The following is a 15,881-nucleotide window of genomic DNA, read 5'->3' on the forward strand; positions in this document are numbered from 1 at the left end:
TGTAACGATTTGATACCACGGAAGATGTTGCTAGCCCTTCAGCGATGCATTCACCCACTGCTGCAATGCACGACGCGAAATCTTAATTCCCCCGTTTTTGAGTTCAGCAGGAAGGATCAGCCAGTGAACAGGCTGCTGAAAACGCGCCAGCCTGTCATTTACCCAGACCGGGAATTGCGTAATGTCCGCACCGGGTTCGCACTCCACCACAGCAACGGGACGCTGCCCAAACTCAGCATCGTCCAGCGGGACAATAAACACCTGGCTTATCTGCGGATGCGTGGCAATAACACGCTCCAGTGTTTCTGGCTGGATCCCTTCTCCACCGCTGAAAAAGAGATTATCCATACGACCGAGGATCGTCAGCCGTCCGTCGTGAATTTCACCGCGATCGCGGGTGGCAAACCAGCCCTGCGCATTCACCAGTGGGAGCAGGACGCCATTTCGCCAGTAGCCTGCCGCCATGCTCTGTGCCCTTAGCCAGACTTCCCCTTCGACGACCCGCACATCCCTGCCTGGTAACGCGCAGCCCACATCTGGCTCGCCATCCGCCTCTTTTGCACACACCGTCGAGGCAAACTCAGTCAGACCATAGCCACACCAGGTGCGAATGCCCTGCTCTCGCGCCTTGAGCGTCAGTTCTACCGGGATCGCTGCGCCACCCAACAGCACGGCCTTTAGCACGATGGGGTGCGGCGTATTGAGCAACCGCCAAAGCTGCGTTGGAACCAGCGACGCGTGAGTACAACCCTGCAAAGCCTGCTCCAGCGGCTGCTTTTCGCGCACGGTCAGACGCGCACCGGCCTGCAGCCAGCGCCATAAAATACCCTGACCTGAAACGTGAAAGAGCGGCAGTGACAACAACCAGTCGTCCTCACCGCGATAGGACATCAGCGCCAGAACGCCTTTCGCACTGGCAAGATGGGCTGCACACGTGTGTACAGCGGCTTTTGGCAACCCGGTAGAGCCGGAAGTCAGCGTCATCGAGGCCAGGCGTTCCGGCTGCCATGCCACGCTGTAATGCCCCGGTTCTTCACGCATAACCAGCGCAGGCAGGCCGGCAAACGCCCCGTTCAGTACCAGCGAAAAACGCAATGTCATCTGAGGCAACAACACATCCAGGAGTGGATGCGGCAACTGCGGATTAACCGGTAAAACGCGCGCGCCACATTGCAGCAGAGCAAGCCACGCCAGTAGCGTTTGTGGATGGTTGTGGGCAAGCAGCATCACACCGTCACCCTCATTCACACCCTGCGAATGAAAACCGGTGGCAAGACGATCTACACGCTCACACAACTGCTGCCAGTTAAGCGACTCATCATCCAGGCGCAGCGCTGGCTGAGAGGCAAAATGCGCGCACCAGTGCCGCCACGGCCAGTCGGGAAAACTCATCGCAATGGCTCCAGCGCCTCAATACCCAGACATGGAAGCGAACTCCCCGGCCATTGACGAATGAGCTGCGCCTGCATCAGATTCAGCGTATCCAGCCCTGGTGTGGTATTTGGCGTTAACCAGGCGGCAATGCGCGCCAGCTGCGTCAGGCCAAGACTGGATTCAATGGATGAACTGATGACGGCCGTCAGACCGCAAGCGCGCGCAGAAAGGACCTGTTCGCGGATCTTTTCCAGGCTCCCCGTCAACGTTGGTTTGATGACCACCGCACTGACGCCCGGCTCAGCATCAAACCGGAAATCCGCTTCACGCAGGCTCTCGTCCCAGGCGATAGCAATTCCGGTTTCCTGGGCGAAAGCACGCGAATCATCACGGGTTTTACAGGGTTCTTCCAGAAACGCAATGCGGTTGCGCCAGGCCGGATTGACGTATTTCGCAAATTGCTGTGCTTTCAGCGGGGTCCATGCGCGGTTGGCATCCAGACGCAGGTGAAGATCAGGAATCGCTTCCAGCAGCAGGTTTACCACCATCCCGTCACGAACGGCCTCATACAACCCGACTTTGATCTTCGCCACTTTCTCACCTGGCATGGCGGAAAGCAGTGCGAAGAGTTCATCCGGATCACCGGTACACAATGGCGCAGCATGATAATTCGCCTCAGCAGGCAAACTGCCGCTCAGTTCTGCCAGAGCGCAGCTGATCCCGAACGCTGCCGACGGGATATCGGGCAACGAAGGGTTGGCCCCATCTCGCCAGGCATCCACCCATGACATCAATGCCGTCTGAGCATCATCCATCGACTCCTGGCTGAACCCCGGAAGTGGCGAAATCTCGCCCCATCCATTCCGTTCACCTTGCTGCAAATGAACGAAAAGCCCCTCACGGGTTTTTAACCGCCGTTCACGCAGCACCACGCCCGCGTCCATCGGTATCTGCCAACGGTAAACCTGCGCGCCACGCATTATGGGTTCCGTTTGTATTTGCTGAAGTCTGGCTGGCGTTTTTCGTTAAACGCGTTGCGCCCTTCCTGACCTTCTTCGGTCATGTAGAACAGCATTGTGGCGTTACCGGCCAGCTCTTGCAGACCCGCCTGACCATCGCAGTCGGCATTCAGTGCAGCTTTCAGGCAGCGCAGTGCCATCGGGCTGTTTTGCAGCATTTCGCGACACCAGCGGACGGTCTCTTTTTCGAGGTCGGCAATAGGCACAACGGTGTTGACCAGGCCCATATCCAGCGCTTCTTTGGCATTGTACTGACGGCACAGGAACCAGATTTCGCGCGCTTTTTTCTGGCCGACAATACGCGCCATGTAGGATGCCCCCCAGCCGCCATCGAAGGAGCCGACTTTCGGGCCCGTCTGGCCAAAAATGGCGTTCTCAGCTGCGATAGTCAGGTCACACATCATATGGAGCACATGACCGCCACCGATGGAGAAACCTGCGACCATTGCGACAACCGGTTTCGGACAGGTGCGGATCTGGCGCTGGAAATCGAGCACGTTCAGGTGATGTGTACCCGCATCATCCTGGTATCCGCCGTAGTCGCCGCGGACTTTCTGATCGCCACCGGCGCAGAACGCTTTTTCACCTTCACCAGTCAGCACGATCACACCGATATTGTCGTCATAGCGCGCATCTGCCAGCGCCTGGATCATCTCTTTCACGGTCAGTGGACGGAAAGCGTTACGCACCTGCGGACGGTTGATGGTGATTTTAGCAATGCCGTCAGCGGATTTATGGTAGCGAATGTCGGTGTAACCTTCGGAGCAGTCTTGCCATTCAACCGGTGCATAGAGCATGTGTTCATCAGGATAGATCATTGAGAGTCCTTTATTCGAAGACGCAGTATCTGAGCCAGACTCGCGGCAACCGCGTCCGGGTTTTCCCGGTGGGCGTTGTGTCCGGCATTAGGGATCACATGGCATTCGGTGTTCAGTTCCGCCGCAATGGCTGCGAACTTTTCATCACGTTCACCATATAAATAGTAAAAAGGAAAATTGCGCGCGCTGAGCGGCATACGAAGATCGGGCTGGACAGCAAGCGAAGTGGCCAGGAGCATATCCGCCAGATGCATGCCGTGGTTCTGGCTACGCAGGGCGACCAGACCTGTGCGTTGGGCATCCGTCAGGGAGGCAAAAACGGGCTGGTGATACCAGTCGGTAAAAACCTTATCCAGCGGCTCGGAGCGAAAACGTGTCGCCCAGGCCATATCGGACCGGTATCTCGCCTCACGTTCATCAGGGTTCTGTAGACCAGGATGCCCGCCTTCAACGATCAGTCCGCGCAGCCCTGCTGGTTGCTGGCAGGCATGAAACATCGCAATGCGCCCGCCGAGAGAGTACCCCACCAGCCAGTAATTAAGTATGTTGTAACTAAGAAGGGTTCTGGTCAGCAAATCGTTGACCCCATCGAACCCGTTGACGGAAATACCCGCCGAACCGCCGTGTCCCGGCAGATCAAGATATAAACAGCGGTTATCGCTGAGCGTCTCTCCGATAGTCTGCCATTCGCGACAATCACCGGAAAAACCGTGCAAAAAAACAAGCCAGGGAACGCCTGGTTTTCCGGCCTGTTTCACACCTGCAAGGATCACAGTTGGCTTACCTGTGCCAGCAGATTTTGCAAACGCTGAGCGCCATCAGCGTCGTCCACCACCAGCTCGATAAGCGTTGCGCCCGGCTGTCTCCAGGCCTTGTTCAGCGCCGCGTCCAGTTCATCCCAGTTTTCAGGCCGCTGATACTTAAGGCTGAACATGGCCGCCGCATGCTCAAACTGCACGTTTTGCGGCATCAGATAGAAACGCTCACGTTCGCTTTGTGGCGTTGGCAGTAAGGAGAAGATCTGTCCACCATTGTTATTAACCACAATCAATACAAAAGGCGCGGATACCTGCCGCAATAACGCCAGCGCGTTGAGGTCGTACAGGGCAGATAAATCCCCCACGATCGCCAGCGTGGATTTAGCACTGGCACGTTGTACGCCCGCAGCCGTTGAGATCAATCCATCAATGCCACTTGCCCCCCGGTTACTGTAAACCGGGTATCCCGCAGGCAGCTTCGAGAACGCATCAATCAAACGTACGACCAGGCTGTTACCCACAAACAGCTGGCCCTGCTCAGGCAGATACTGATAAATCCGGTGCGCCAGTTCCGCTTCACCAAATCCTTCACACTGCTGTTGAGTGAGTTCCCATGCCCGGCCTGAAAGCGCGGGGATCGCCGTAGCCCAGGGTTTGCGTTTTTCTGCCGGATGCAATTCCAGCCAGGTTTCAATCTCGCTGACCAGACGACGCCCACGATGATGAGCCGGGTCAAGCCGGCCTTCCAGCGGGTCCACCAGCCAGTACTCTTCGGGTGTGCATGTCGCCTGCCACTGAAGAACCCGTTTCCCCGTCAGACTGGAGCCAATCTGTACCACAATTTGCGCCTGCGCGAGTTCAGTCACGGCTTTTGCATTCCCCAGCCAGAGGTCGGCACAGGGGAGCGGTTGTCCGGTTTGCGAGAGTACATCACCGATCAGCGGCCAGCCGAGCATTTGCGCCCATTCAGCCACGCGTTTACCTTCTGAGGCACTCATTCTCCCGGCAACGACGACACCGCGCTTTTGTCGCCAGAAGAACCAGTCGCGCTGCTTTGCACTTTCCAGATGGGTTTGCGCGCGTAGCCACGGCGTTTCACTGTGCCACCAGTCACCAAGCGACTGCTGCCACTCAAGCCCGGTATCGTCCAGTTCACCGTATAACGGCTCGGCAAACGGGCAATTAATATGTAATGCCCCGCTGCGTTGCGAGGCCATTGCCTGATCGAGAGTCGACACCAGCCAGCTTGCCGGAATATCCTGCGTCGGACGAGGTAAAGAGAGGGTCTGCGACGGATGAGAAGCAAATATTCCCGGCTGGCGAATAGCCTGATTTGCCCCACAGTCGATCAGTTCTGGCGGGCGATCGGCGGTCAACAGAACCAGTTTTTCACCGGTCAACCCGGCTTCAATCAGCGCCGGATAGAGATTCGCCACCGCCGTACCCGACGTAACAATCACTGCGACGGGCGCTTGGCTGACTTTCGCCAGCCCCAGGGCCAGATGGCCTAATCCACGCTCATCAAAATGGGTGTGATGAATAAATGCCCGGTTTTCAGCCGCCGCAAGCGTAAGCGGAGTTGAACGGGAGCCCGGTGCAATACACACGTGCCTGACGCCATGGCGAGTCAGGGCTTCAAGGATCACCGCCGCCCAGCGTCGGTTAAAAGAACTTACTGACATGATATTGTCCGGTATCAATAATGCGACACAGTATAAATAATAGGAAAAGATAGAATTTTGATATGAATCGGGAATGTGCGACTCAGTCTTAATCCCTAAGGAGCAGAGTGCGCAACCCTGCGGCTTTATTTTCTATCTCCAGCCACTCCTGTTCAGGGTCAGAGCCACTGACAATCCCGGCGCCTGCATACAGCCGTAATGAAGCGTCGTTGATACGGGCCGAGCGTAGCGCCACGCAAAACTCACTCTGCTCCAGCGATAAATATCCGGCAGATCCGGCATACCACTCTCTGTCGAACGGTTCATTGTTTTGAATAAAATCGCGGGCGGCCTGTCGCGGCAAACCGGCAACCGCAGCAGTCGGTTGCAACACATGCAGGTATTGAGCATCATCCGCTTGTTTTAGTGCTGTCCAGATACAACGGCGCAAATGCTGCACTTTGCGCAGACGAACAATTTGCGCGGGCAGCACTTCCAGCGTCTGTGTATGGTGCTGCAGGCGCTGACAGATATCCTCGACCACCAGCATATTCTCCCGTTGATTCTTATCATCATTCATCAACCATGAGCCTAACTGCTGCGCCTGTTTATCATCAGTGTGGCTGGCTACCGTACCTGCCAACGCCTCTGTTCGTAAAAGCGTACCGCGCCGACGCCACAGGCGCTCAGGCGTGGAACCGAGAAAGGCATTGTTGGCATCAAATACCATGCAGAAATGATAGCAATGTAGATTCAGTGCCCGGCTGGCCGCCATCAATGAAACGGCATTAACCGATTGATTAAATTGCAGATCAGTCGCTCTGGCAAGAACAACTTTTTCAAATGCGCCACGGGAGATGGTCGCCGTTGCGTGGCGGACAAGACGCAGCCATTCTGGCCTTGCAGGCAGTTGCGTCTCGCTGAGTACCTGGGCTGCAAGCGCGTCAATTGGCCTGGCGTCAGACAATGTTTGCAAAAAGTCCTGTGCACGCCGGGCATCATCCTGGAGTGACTGCTCACTCCATAACTGCAGACGTAGCGTGGCGATCCCGGCATGGCGCAGCCATAGCAAACGCGGTAAAAATAAACTGCCCTGCTCTGGATTAAACGCATTCAGTCCGCAAATACGGGTGTCGTCACTCGTACCAGAGATGTGCAAAAACTGCCAGGCAGACGCCAGAGAAGAAAAGTGCATGACAGCACCCAGCGCCGCGAGCTCTTCATCGCCACTACGCTGTTGCCAGTAGAATTGAGGGTAGCAAACCTGAGCACCCAGCCAGGCCAGCGGATCGAAAGCATCGTTTAACGGGAAAGAGACGTCGAAATGGCGTAAACCGGGTGTAGCCGGAATATCTTGCGCAAGCTGGTTACGCAGACGTTCCAGCGCAATGGAAATCGAATGCACGCGAACCTCTCCCTGTTAAAACCTCGCATTATACGGGGTACTGACGATAAATAGCAGTACCCACGTATAGGGAGTGGTTAACCGTTTAAAGCAGTGTTAACGACGGGCTAGCAGCAACCCCAGCACCAACCCTACGGCAGCACCCGCGCCAATGCCTTGCCAGGGTTTTTCGTGCACATAGTCATCGGCACGGTAAACCGCTCTTTTTGCACGGTAGTAAGTGGTATCAGAAGCCTGACTGACGCGATTTTTGACTTCATGCAACGCCTTCTCTGCACGTGCTTTCAGTTCAATGTATTTTTGATCGGCGGGATCGCCTGAAGAACGTAACACCTCTTCCAGCGTTTCGCTCAGCAGAGCCAGATCGTCATCAATACGGGTATCCCAGGATTGAAAAGACATATTTTTCTCCATGTTAGTACACCAGTTCGCTAACTATAGACAACGACACCCCATCACGCCTGCTTCACTTCACGCGCCATCCCGATATGTGGAATGCCATCTTCATCGTACACATCGGTTACGGGAGCAAACCCAAAGTGGGCATAGAAGGACTGAAGATGAGCCTGGGCCCCCAGGTATAATGCCTTGTCTGGCCACTGTTTTTCACATGATGCCAGCGTTTGCTCCATCAGCCGATAACCGAGTTTTTCACCACGGACCTGGCCGCTGACAATGACACGCCCAATCACGACCGGCTCAAAATCATCGTCACTTTTCAGAATCCTCGCATACGCCACCAGCTCATCATCCTTCCAGCCGAGGATATGCCTGTTCTCCCCCACCAGATCATCACCATCGATGTCCTGATACGGGCAGGTTTGTTCAACCACAAACACTTCACAGCGTAATTTCAGTAAGGCGTACAGCGAATGAATATTCAGCTCACTATGGTGTAAATCTTGCCACTGGATCATGTCAGACTCCTTATTAGGGTTCATCACGTTATACTAAACACTTTCTCATTCGGCAAAGAGCCAGACTGCGTTATGGAACTGATTTTTCTGGGTACGTCCGCCGGCGTGCCAACACGATCACGAAATGTGACCGCCATTCTGCTGGATTTGCAGCACCCGACCCGTAGTGGGCTGTGGTTGTTTGATTGTGGCGAAGGCACGCAGCACCAGTTGCTCCGTACCGCCTATCATCCCGGCAAACTGGATAAAATTTTTATTACGCATTTGCACGGTGATCATCTGTTTGGCTTGCCCGGCCTGCTGTGCAGTCGTTCGATGGCGGGCATTGCTAACCCTGTCACAATCTACGGCCCGGCGGGTATACGCGAGTTTGTCGAAACCACTCTGCGTTTGAGCGGTTCCTGGACCGATTATCCCCTGGAAGTGGTTGAAATTAACGAAGGGCTGGTGTGTGAAGATGCGCTTTATACCGTCACAGCACAGCAGCTTAACCATCCTGTTGAGTGCTATGGTTATCGCATTGAAGAACAGGATAAGCCAGGCACACTGGATGCTGCTGCATTGATTGCCGATGGCGTGAAACCAGGGCCGCTATTCCAGCGCCTGAAGCAAGGTGAAACCATAACGCTGGAGGATGGCCGTCGCATCAGCGGTCTGGATTATCTGTCTGCCCCTCAGCCAGGCAAAAAACTGGCTATTTTTGGCGACACAGCACCTTGTCCTTCAGCCCTGACGCTGGCACAAGGCGTGGATCTGATGGTACATGAAGCCACGCTCGAAGCCGCGATGGAAGAAAAAGCGAATAGTCGTGGCCACAGCTCTACACGCCAGGCAGCCAGCCTTGCCCGCGAAGCTAACGTCAGGAAACTGATGATCACGCATGTCAGCTCACGCTACGATGCCCAGGGCTGTGCAGGCCTGCTGGCCGAGTGCCGTGAGGTGTTTTCCCAATCAGAGCTCGCCGAAGATTTCACTCAGGTCAGCGTTTAACCCTTCACTTTTCCCTCAGGATGCCGATAACGATTAAAAGGCCAGCATTTCACTTGAGGGTAAAATGGATAATTTCCAGAAAGATATTGATGACAGGGCGAATCTGACCCTGTCGAATCGTTTTGAGCTGTTACTGTTCCGTCTCGGCACGTCACTCAATGAAAACAAATCCGAGCTGTTCGGCATTAACGTTTTTAAGCTGCGCGAAATTGTACCTATGCCAGAGTTCACCAAACCTGCTGGCATGAAGTCGCCGTTGATGGGAATGGTGAATATTCGCGATCAGGTGATCCCGGTCATTGACCTGGCGGCAGTAGCGGGCTGTAAACCAACGACCGGGCTGAACATTCTGTTGATCACTGAATACGCCCGTAGCGTACAGGCATTTGCCGTAGAGTCTGTTGAAAACATCATGCGTCTGGACTGGAAACAGGTTCACGCAGCGGAAACCGCCGTCAGCGGCCGCTACATCACCAGCATTGCCTGCCTTGATGAAAAGACCGATACCAACGATCTGGCGATGGTGCTGGATGTTGAACAAATCCTGTATGACATCACCCCGGCGAACCACGATCTGCACGCCACCAACCTGAAAACGACCAAATTCAATATCAAGTCCGGTGCGGTCGCCATTGTTGCGGAAGACTCTAAAGTCGCCCGCTCGATGCTGGAAAAAGGGTTACAGGCAATGGAAATCCCCGCGCAACTGCATATCACAGGCAAAGAAGCATGGGAAAAAATTGGTGTTCTGGCTGCCCAGGCACAGGCGGAAGGTGTACCAATCACTGACAAGATTGCGCTGGTGTTAACTGACCTGGAAATGCCGGAGATGGATGGTTTTACGCTGACGCGCAAAATCAAGACCGATCCGTTCCTCAAGGATATTCCTGTGGTGATCCACTCCTCACTTTCTGGCAATGCCAACGAAGATCACATTCGTAAGGTAAAAGCAGATGGGTATGTGGCGAAATTCGAGCTGAACGAGCTGTCATCCGTCATTGAGGAAGTGCTGGAGCGTTCGGTGAAGAAAATAGAGGGACCGTTGATTAGCAGGAAGCAGTTGGCTTAGGTTCGGCGTAGGCGGGTGTCATCACCCCCTCTCCTCTCAGGGGAGAGGACGCAAACCATAAAAAAACCCGCCGAGGCGGGTTTTTTGTTTTTAGCTTGCTTACATCAGCGGCATCGCATGCTGCACGATGGTGATAAGCGGCTGTGGGTAAATGCCGAAGATCAGCACCAGCAGCGCGGAAATCAGTACCACAATACCACCCGCACTGTATTGCCAGTTGGTTGGTGCATCACGGTTGAGTTGCTGAGGTGCACTCAGGTACAGACTCACCGCCACACGCAGGTAGTAGTACAAACCAATCGCGGAGCCAATAACCACGCCCGCAGTCAACCACCACAGACCCGCATTCACACCAACGGCCAGCACGTAGAATTTACCGATAAAGCCCAGCGTCATCGGAATACCGGCCAAAGACAGCATCATCACCGTCATCACCGCAGACAGAATCGGACGATGCCAGAACAGGCCACGGTAGGAGAACAGAGAGTCCGCATCCGGACCACGGTAAGGGCTGGACATCAGACTTACCACACCGAACGCACCAAGGCTGCTGAACAGATAACCGGCCAGATAAACGCCCACCGCTTCCATTGACATCTCACCGCTTTGCAGCGCAATCAGTGCCACCAGCAGGTAGCCCAGATGAGAGATAGAGGAGTAGCCCAGCAGACGTTTGATGTTGGTCTGGCTCAGCGCCATCAGGTTACCGAAGATGATGGAAACGAACGCGATAATGCCAAGCACAACACGAACCGCTTCGCTATCGCCCACTGGCGCGTACAGGAACAGACGCATTACCACACCGAAGATAGCAATTTTGCTTGCTGTCGCCAGGAAGGTAGAGACCGGAGCCGGAGCCCCCTGGTATACGTCTGGCGTCCACAGGTGGAACGGAACCAGAGAGAGTTTAAAGCCGAGGCCAACAATCATCATGCCCAGACCAGCCAACAGCAGCGGCTCATGCAGCATACCGTCGCCGAGGCTCTTGCCAAGCGCCACGAAAGAGAGGTTACCGGACTGAGCGTAAATCAGCGCAATACCAAACAGCAGGAACGATGAGGCCGCCGCTGACAGGATGGTGTATTTGATGCTTGCTTCCAGAGAACGCTTCTGACGGAAGGCGTAACCAATCAGGCCGAACAGCGGCAGAGAGATTAGCTCAATACCGAGGAACAGGGCCGCCAGGTGGTTCGCGTTTGCCAACAGAATGCCACCCAGAGCAGCAATCAGAACCAGCAGGTAAAACTCTTCTTTATTGTCGTTGTAACCTTCAAGCCACGGATACGCAAAGGTACAGGTTGCCAGGCTCGCCAGCAAAACCAGACCGGTATAAAGCATGGCATAGCCGTCAACACGCATCAGAGGCGTGACATCCATCGCGCCCGCCTGGCCAACAAACCAGAGGGAAACTAGCGCGGCGTTCAAACCCAGAACCGACAGCGTCGCATTCAGGAAGTGATTGCGTCGCCACGCAATGGAGAGCATCACAACCACCACCGTCAATCCGACGATCAGCAGCGGTAGCAGCGCGATCAGTTGTTGTGGAGTTATTGTCATGGCGAATTACGGCCTTGTAGTAGAAACGGAATTAACAAACCACTGCTGGATATTCCCCATCGCGGAGTGCGAGGTATCCAGAATCGGCTGCGGGAAGAAGCCCAACAGCACCAGCAGTACGACCAGCAGCAAGATGATGAACAGCTCACGCAGCGACATCCCCGGCAGTTCTTGTGCAGCAATTTCGCTCTTCGCTTTACCGAAGTAGGCACGGTGCAGCATCGCCAGCGAGTACACTGACGCGAACACCAGACCAAAGGTGGAAATCACGGTAATCACCGGAACCACTTTGAAGCTGCCGAACAGAATCATAAATTCGCCGACGAAGTTACCGGTTCCCGGCATACCTAAAGTCGCCACTGCGAAGAACATGGACAGCGCAGGCAACCATTTCATTTTGCCCCACAGTCCACCCATCATACGCATATCACGGGTGTGCAGACGTTCGTACAGCTGACCACACAGAATAAAGAGACCTGCTGCGGACAGACCGTGCGCAATCATCTGAATCACCGCGCCCTGGTACGCCAGTTGGCTGCCGGTGTAGATCGCAATCAGCACGAAGCCCATATGGGAAACGGAGGTGTACGCAATCAAACGTTTGATGTCGTACTGGGTGAAGGCCATCCATGCACCGTAGAAGATACCGATCACACCGAGCCACATGGCAATCGGCGCAAACTCAGCGGAGGCGTTCGGGAACAACGGCAGTGCGAAGCGCAGCAGACCGTAGGCAGCGGTTTTGAGCAAAATCCCTGCGAGGTCAACAGAACCTGCGGTTGGCGCCTGGGAGTGCGCATCCGGCAGCCAGCCATGCAGCGGAACCACGGGCATTTTCACCGCAAAAGCAATGAAGAAACCCAGCATCAGCAGATATTCAACACCGTGAGACATCGGCGTTTTCAGCAGTTGTTCGTAGTTGAATGTCCAGACACCGGTCGCATTGTAGTGCACGAACACCAGCGCCAGGATAGCAATCAACATCACCAGACCACTCGCCTGGGTATAGATGAAGAACTTGGTCGCCGCCGTGATACGCGTTTTACCGTCGGATGCTTTATGGCCCCACAGCGCGATCAGGAAGTACATCGGAACCAGCATCATCTCCCAGAAGAAGAAGAACAGGAACATGTCGATGGCCAGGAACACGCCGATGACGCCACCCAGGATCCACATCAGGTTCAGGTGGAAGAAGCCCTGGTATTTTTCGATTTCTCGCCAGGAACACAACACCGCCAGAACGCCGAGAAGACCGGTCAGCACGACCATCAGCAGCGACAGACCATCAATCGCCAGATGGATCGTAATACCAAAGCGTGGGATCCACGGCAGGATAAATTCAGACTGCCACTGAGGGATACCCGCAGATTGGGTCAGAGAATAACCTCCCTGCATCCACAGTTGCAGGCCAAGCGCGAGCGTCAATCCCATAGTAATCAGCGCAATCCAGCGCGGCATCTTCACGCCAAAGCGTTCAGTCTGCCAGCACAGGAAGCCGCCGATGAAGGGAATTAATATTAGCCAGGGTAGTAACATGGCGATTTACATTCCTTTTTAAGGCCCCCAGCAGGGGCCTGATTTTCAACGAATTCGAATAAAATTCACTTTACGATCAACGCAAGACCATCAGCAGCGCCAGCACGACAACCGCACCGATGCTCATGGAGGCCACATACCAGCGCAGATACCCATTCTCACTCAGCAACAGGCCTTTACCTGCAAAGCGAGAAAGGATGGCCGGGATGTTCATCATCGCGTTCATCGGATCGCGTTTCAGCAGCCACGCAATGCCCAGGAACGGTTTAACGAAGACTTTGTCGTACAGCCAGTCGAAGCCCCACGCGTTGTACCACCATGTGCCCAGCAAGCGGCCTGGCGCACTGTTGGCAACCGCGGTGACCAGAGTACGTTTGCCCAGCCACAGCCATGCTGCAATCAGAATGCCCGCGATAGCGACCACACCAGAGGTGATTTCAAGCGTCAGAACGCGACCGTGCTCAAGCTCGGTTGTTGCCGGCAGTACGCCCTGCAACGGTGGCACAATCATCGCGCCAACGAAGGTAGACAGTACCAGCAGCACAATCAGCGGCAGATGGTGAGTAATCCCCTTCCCTGCATGAGCGTGAATTTGTTCTTTACCGTGGAATACAATGAAAATCATACGGAAGGTATACAGAGAGGTCATGAATGCACCGACCAGACCTGCAACCATCAGATTGATATGACCATTCGCCATGGCCCCTGCAAGGATTTCGTCCTTACTGAAGAAGCCTGCCGTGATCAGCGGCAGTGCCGCCAGCGCTGCGCCCCCCACCAGGAAGCAGAGATAAACCAGCGGAATGGACTTACGCAGACCGCCCATTTTGAAGATATTCTGCTCGTGGTGACAGGCCAGAATCACGGAACCCGATGACAGGAACAGCAGCGCTTTAAAGAACGCATGCGTCATCAGGTGGAAAATCGCCGCATCCCATGCCTGAACACCCAGCGCCAGGAACATATAACCAATCTGGCTCATGGTGGAGTAAGCGAGAACACGTTTGATGTCGGTCTGAACCAGCGCAGCGAAGCCCGCCAACACCAGCGTGACCGCACCCACGATGCCGACCAGATGCAGAATTTCCGGGGTCATCAGGAACAGACCATGGGTACGGGCAATCAGATAGACACCCGCAGTAACCATGGTGGCTGCGTGGATCAGCGCCGAGACAGGTGTTGGACCAGCCATTGCATCAGCAAGCCATGTCTGCAATGGCAGTTGCGCGGATTTACCGACAGCACCACCCAGCAGCATCAGCGTTGCCCACATGAGCATATTATTGCCTGCTTCGAAGTGCGCCGGAGCCAGTTCCACCATTTCGCGGAAGTTCAGCGTACCCAGTTCGTTGTAGAGAATGAACAGTGCGAAGGCGAGGAAGACGTCACCCACGCGGGTCACGACGAACGCTTTCATCGCCGCTGCGCCATTCTTCGGATCGGTGTAGTAGAAACCGATCAGCAGGTAAGAGCAGAGACCCACGCCTTCCCAGCCGAGATACATCAGCAGCAGGTTATCAGCCAGCACCAGAACAACCATGCTGGCGATAAACAGGTTGGTATAAGCGAAGAAGCGGGAGTACCCCTCTTCACCGCGCATATACCAGGACGCGAACATGTGGATCAGGAAGCCAACACCGGTAACCACGGAGAGCATGGTCAGAGACAGACCATCCAGCACCAGGTTGAAACCGATGTTGAAATCGCCGACCGACATCCAGGTCCACAGCGGCACGCTGAACGCCTGCCTGCCGTTGTTAAAGAAGTCGATACCCGCGTACGCTGTCACCAGCGCCGCCAAACCGATAGAGCCAATGCCAACAGTTGCGGACAGATTCTCAGACCAACGGCCACGAGAAAATGCCAACAGCACGAAGCCAATCAGCGGAAAAATAATGGTTAAGGCAAGCATGTTCATCCACGCAACTCACTTACTGAATCGATGTTCAGGTTCTGGCGGCGACGATGGAGCTGTAGCAACAGCGCCAGGCCAATACTCGCTTCCGCAGCCGCAAGGCTGATGGCGAGGATATACATCACCTGACCATCGGTCTGGCCCCAGTAGCTACCCGCGACCACAAAGGCCAGCGCGGAGGCGTTGATCATGATTTCCAGCCCAATCAGCATAAACAGCAGGTTGCGACGGATAACCAGACCGGTCAGACCCAGAACGAATAAAATCGCAGCGAGGATCAGTCCATGTGTTAAGGGGATCATGCGCGCTCCTCCGTTTTTCTTTTCGCGCGGTCATCTGTGCGGTTGCTCAGCACTTCGCCCACACGCTCTTCACGGCCCACGTGGAAGGCAACAACCAGGCCTGCCAGCAGCAGCATCGAGGCCAGCTCAACCGCCAGGACGTATGGACCAAACAGTGAGATACCCACTTCTTTGGCGCTGATTGGTGTGCCATCGATACCCTGGTCGTTTACCCCCAAAATGGCGTAAACAATCACGGCCAGCATGATTGCCGACAGAATCGCCGGTCCAATCCAGACTTGCGGCTTCAGCCACTGACGTTCCTGCTCAATTTCGGAGCCGCCCAGATTCAGCATCATGACCACGAAGACGAACAGAACCATAATGGCGCCAGCGTAGACGATAATTTCCAGTGCACCCGCGAAGTGTGCGCCCAGCGCAAAGAACACCCCGGAAATGGCCAGCAGCGAAATGATTAAGTAAAGCAACGCGTGCACCGGATTGGTGTGCGTAATCACTCGCAACGTAGCCAGGATGGCGATAAGGCCACAGATATAAAAAGCGAATTCCATTGCCCTCTC

The 15,881-nt window shown here is 54.9% G+C and carries 15 protein-coding genes; 2 read left to right on the plus strand and 13 right to left on the minus strand.

Features of this window, described 5'->3' with window-relative positions; genetic code table 11:
* Positions 1–30: 30 nt before the first annotated feature.
* The 8 genes from menE to HV346_RS15715 all read right to left on the minus strand — a co-directional run bounded on the left by menE (position 31) and on the right by HV346_RS15715 (position 7,952).
* On the minus strand, positions 31–1,392 hold the full coding sequence (menE, locus tag HV346_RS15680; RefSeq protein ID WP_181620207.1) for an o-succinylbenzoate--CoA ligase: 1,362 nt from the start codon (positions 1,390–1,392) through the stop codon (positions 31–33).
* Complete coding sequence (menC, locus tag HV346_RS15685) at positions 1,389–2,354, minus strand: o-succinylbenzoate synthase (protein ID WP_181620208.1); 966 nt, start codon at positions 2,352–2,354, stop codon at positions 1,389–1,391. Before menC ends, menE begins: the two co-directional genes overlap by 4 nt.
* Complete coding sequence (gene menB, locus HV346_RS15690; RefSeq protein WP_181620209.1) at positions 2,354–3,211, minus strand: 1,4-dihydroxy-2-naphthoyl-CoA synthase; 858 nt, start codon at positions 3,209–3,211, stop codon at positions 2,354–2,356. Before menB ends, menC begins: the two co-directional genes overlap by 1 nt.
* On the minus strand, positions 3,208–3,984 hold the full coding sequence (gene menH / locus HV346_RS15695; RefSeq protein WP_181620210.1) for a 2-succinyl-6-hydroxy-2,4-cyclohexadiene-1-carboxylate synthase: 777 nt from the start codon (positions 3,982–3,984) through the stop codon (positions 3,208–3,210). Before menH ends, menB begins: the two co-directional genes overlap by 4 nt.
* Positions 3,981–5,651, minus strand: a complete 1,671-nt coding sequence (gene menD / locus HV346_RS15700) for a 2-succinyl-5-enolpyruvyl-6-hydroxy-3-cyclohexene-1-carboxylic-acid synthase (RefSeq protein WP_181620211.1) — start codon at positions 5,649–5,651, stop codon at positions 3,981–3,983. Before menD ends, menH begins: the two co-directional genes overlap by 4 nt.
* 88 nt (positions 5,652–5,739) lie before the next feature.
* Complete coding sequence (gene menF, locus HV346_RS15705; RefSeq protein WP_181620212.1) at positions 5,740–7,035, minus strand: isochorismate synthase MenF; 1,296 nt, start codon at positions 7,033–7,035, stop codon at positions 5,740–5,742.
* Positions 7,036–7,131: 96 nt separating this feature from the next.
* Positions 7,132–7,437 carry a stress response protein ElaB gene (elaB, locus tag HV346_RS15710; RefSeq protein WP_181620213.1) on the minus strand — a complete coding sequence of 102 codons (306 nt, stop codon included), beginning with the start codon at positions 7,435–7,437 and terminating at the stop codon, positions 7,132–7,134.
* A gap of 53 nt (positions 7,438–7,490) precedes the next feature.
* A complete protein-coding gene (locus HV346_RS15715) occupies positions 7,491–7,952 on the minus strand; it encodes a GNAT family N-acetyltransferase (protein WP_181620214.1) in 462 nt (153 codons plus the stop codon).
* A 72-nt stretch (positions 7,953–8,024) separates the two neighbouring features.
* Between HV346_RS15715 and rnz the strand changes: the two genes are divergently transcribed.
* Positions 8,025–8,942: a ribonuclease Z gene (rnz, locus tag HV346_RS15720; RefSeq protein WP_181620215.1), complete on the plus strand. Its 918-nt coding sequence runs from the start codon at positions 8,025–8,027 to the stop codon at positions 8,940–8,942.
* 64 nt (positions 8,943–9,006) lie between these two features.
* Entirely contained in the window at positions 9,007–10,011 is a 1,005-nt protein-coding gene (locus HV346_RS15725; RefSeq protein ID WP_181620216.1) for a chemotaxis protein, read from the plus strand.
* A gap of 99 nt (positions 10,012–10,110) precedes the next feature.
* Here HV346_RS15725 and nuoN read toward each other — a convergent pair whose 3' ends face one another.
* The 5 genes from nuoN to nuoJ form a co-directional block, all read right to left on the minus strand.
* Positions 10,111–11,568 carry an NADH-quinone oxidoreductase subunit NuoN gene (nuoN, locus tag HV346_RS15730; protein ID WP_181620217.1) on the minus strand — a complete coding sequence of 486 codons (1,458 nt, stop codon included), beginning with the start codon at positions 11,566–11,568 and terminating at the stop codon, positions 10,111–10,113.
* Positions 11,569–11,574: 6 nt separating this feature from the next.
* Positions 11,575–13,104 (minus strand): NADH-quinone oxidoreductase subunit M, encoded by a 1,530-nt coding sequence (nuoM, locus tag HV346_RS15735; protein WP_181620218.1) that lies wholly within the window; start codon positions 13,102–13,104, stop codon positions 11,575–11,577.
* A gap of 76 nt (positions 13,105–13,180) precedes the next feature.
* Positions 13,181–15,022, minus strand: a complete 1,842-nt coding sequence (gene nuoL, locus HV346_RS15740) for an NADH-quinone oxidoreductase subunit L (protein WP_181620219.1) — start codon at positions 15,020–15,022, stop codon at positions 13,181–13,183.
* On the minus strand, positions 15,019–15,321 hold the full coding sequence (gene nuoK, locus HV346_RS15745; RefSeq protein ID WP_003861496.1) for an NADH-quinone oxidoreductase subunit NuoK: 303 nt from the start codon (positions 15,319–15,321) through the stop codon (positions 15,019–15,021). The genes nuoL and nuoK overlap by 4 nt, the downstream gene beginning before the upstream one ends.
* Positions 15,318–15,872: an NADH-quinone oxidoreductase subunit J gene (nuoJ, locus tag HV346_RS15750; protein WP_181620220.1), complete on the minus strand. Its 555-nt coding sequence runs from the start codon at positions 15,870–15,872 to the stop codon at positions 15,318–15,320. Before nuoJ ends, nuoK begins: the two co-directional genes overlap by 4 nt.
* Positions 15,873–15,881: the final 9 nt, after the last annotated feature.

This window comes from Enterobacter sp. RHBSTW-00994 (genome assembly GCF_013782625.1).
Classification (GTDB): Bacteria; Pseudomonadota; Gammaproteobacteria; order Enterobacterales; family Enterobacteriaceae; genus Enterobacter.

Bases quoted from the DNA above. Each gene is read 5' to 3' on its own strand.
- nuoL (WP_181620219.1), bottom strand. From the start codon at position 15,022: ATGAACATGCTTGCCTTAACCATTATTTTTCCGCTGATTGGCTTCGTG.
- elaB (WP_181620213.1), bottom strand. From the start codon at position 7,437: ATGTCTTTTCAATCCTGGGATACCCGTATTGATGACGATCTGGCTCTG.
- menB (WP_181620209.1), bottom strand. From the start codon at position 3,211: ATGATCTATCCTGATGAACACATGCTCTATGCACCGGTTGAATGGCAA.
- rnz (WP_181620215.1), top strand. From the start codon at position 8,025: ATGGAACTGATTTTTCTGGGTACGTCCGCCGGCGTGCCAACACGATCA.
- menD (WP_181620211.1), bottom strand. From the start codon at position 5,651: ATGTCAGTAAGTTCTTTTAACCGACGCTGGGCGGCGGTGATCCTTGAA.
- nuoK (WP_003861496.1), bottom strand. From the start codon at position 15,321: ATGATCCCCTTAACACATGGACTGATCCTCGCTGCGATTTTATTCGTT.
- nuoM (WP_181620218.1), bottom strand. From the start codon at position 13,104: ATGTTACTACCCTGGCTAATATTAATTCCCTTCATCGGCGGCTTCCTG.
- HV346_RS15715 (WP_181620214.1), bottom strand. From the start codon at position 7,952: ATGATCCAGTGGCAAGATTTACACCATAGTGAGCTGAATATTCATTCG.
- menE (WP_181620207.1), bottom strand. From the start codon at position 1,392: ATGAGTTTTCCCGACTGGCCGTGGCGGCACTGGTGCGCGCATTTTGCC.
- menC (WP_181620208.1), bottom strand. From the start codon at position 2,354: ATGCGTGGCGCGCAGGTTTACCGTTGGCAGATACCGATGGACGCGGGC.
- nuoJ (WP_181620220.1), bottom strand. From the start codon at position 15,872: ATGGAATTCGCTTTTTATATCTGTGGCCTTATCGCCATCCTGGCTACG.
- nuoN (WP_181620217.1), bottom strand. From the start codon at position 11,568: ATGACAATAACTCCACAACAACTGATCGCGCTGCTACCGCTGCTGATC.
- HV346_RS15725 (WP_181620216.1), top strand. From the start codon at position 9,007: ATGGATAATTTCCAGAAAGATATTGATGACAGGGCGAATCTGACCCTG.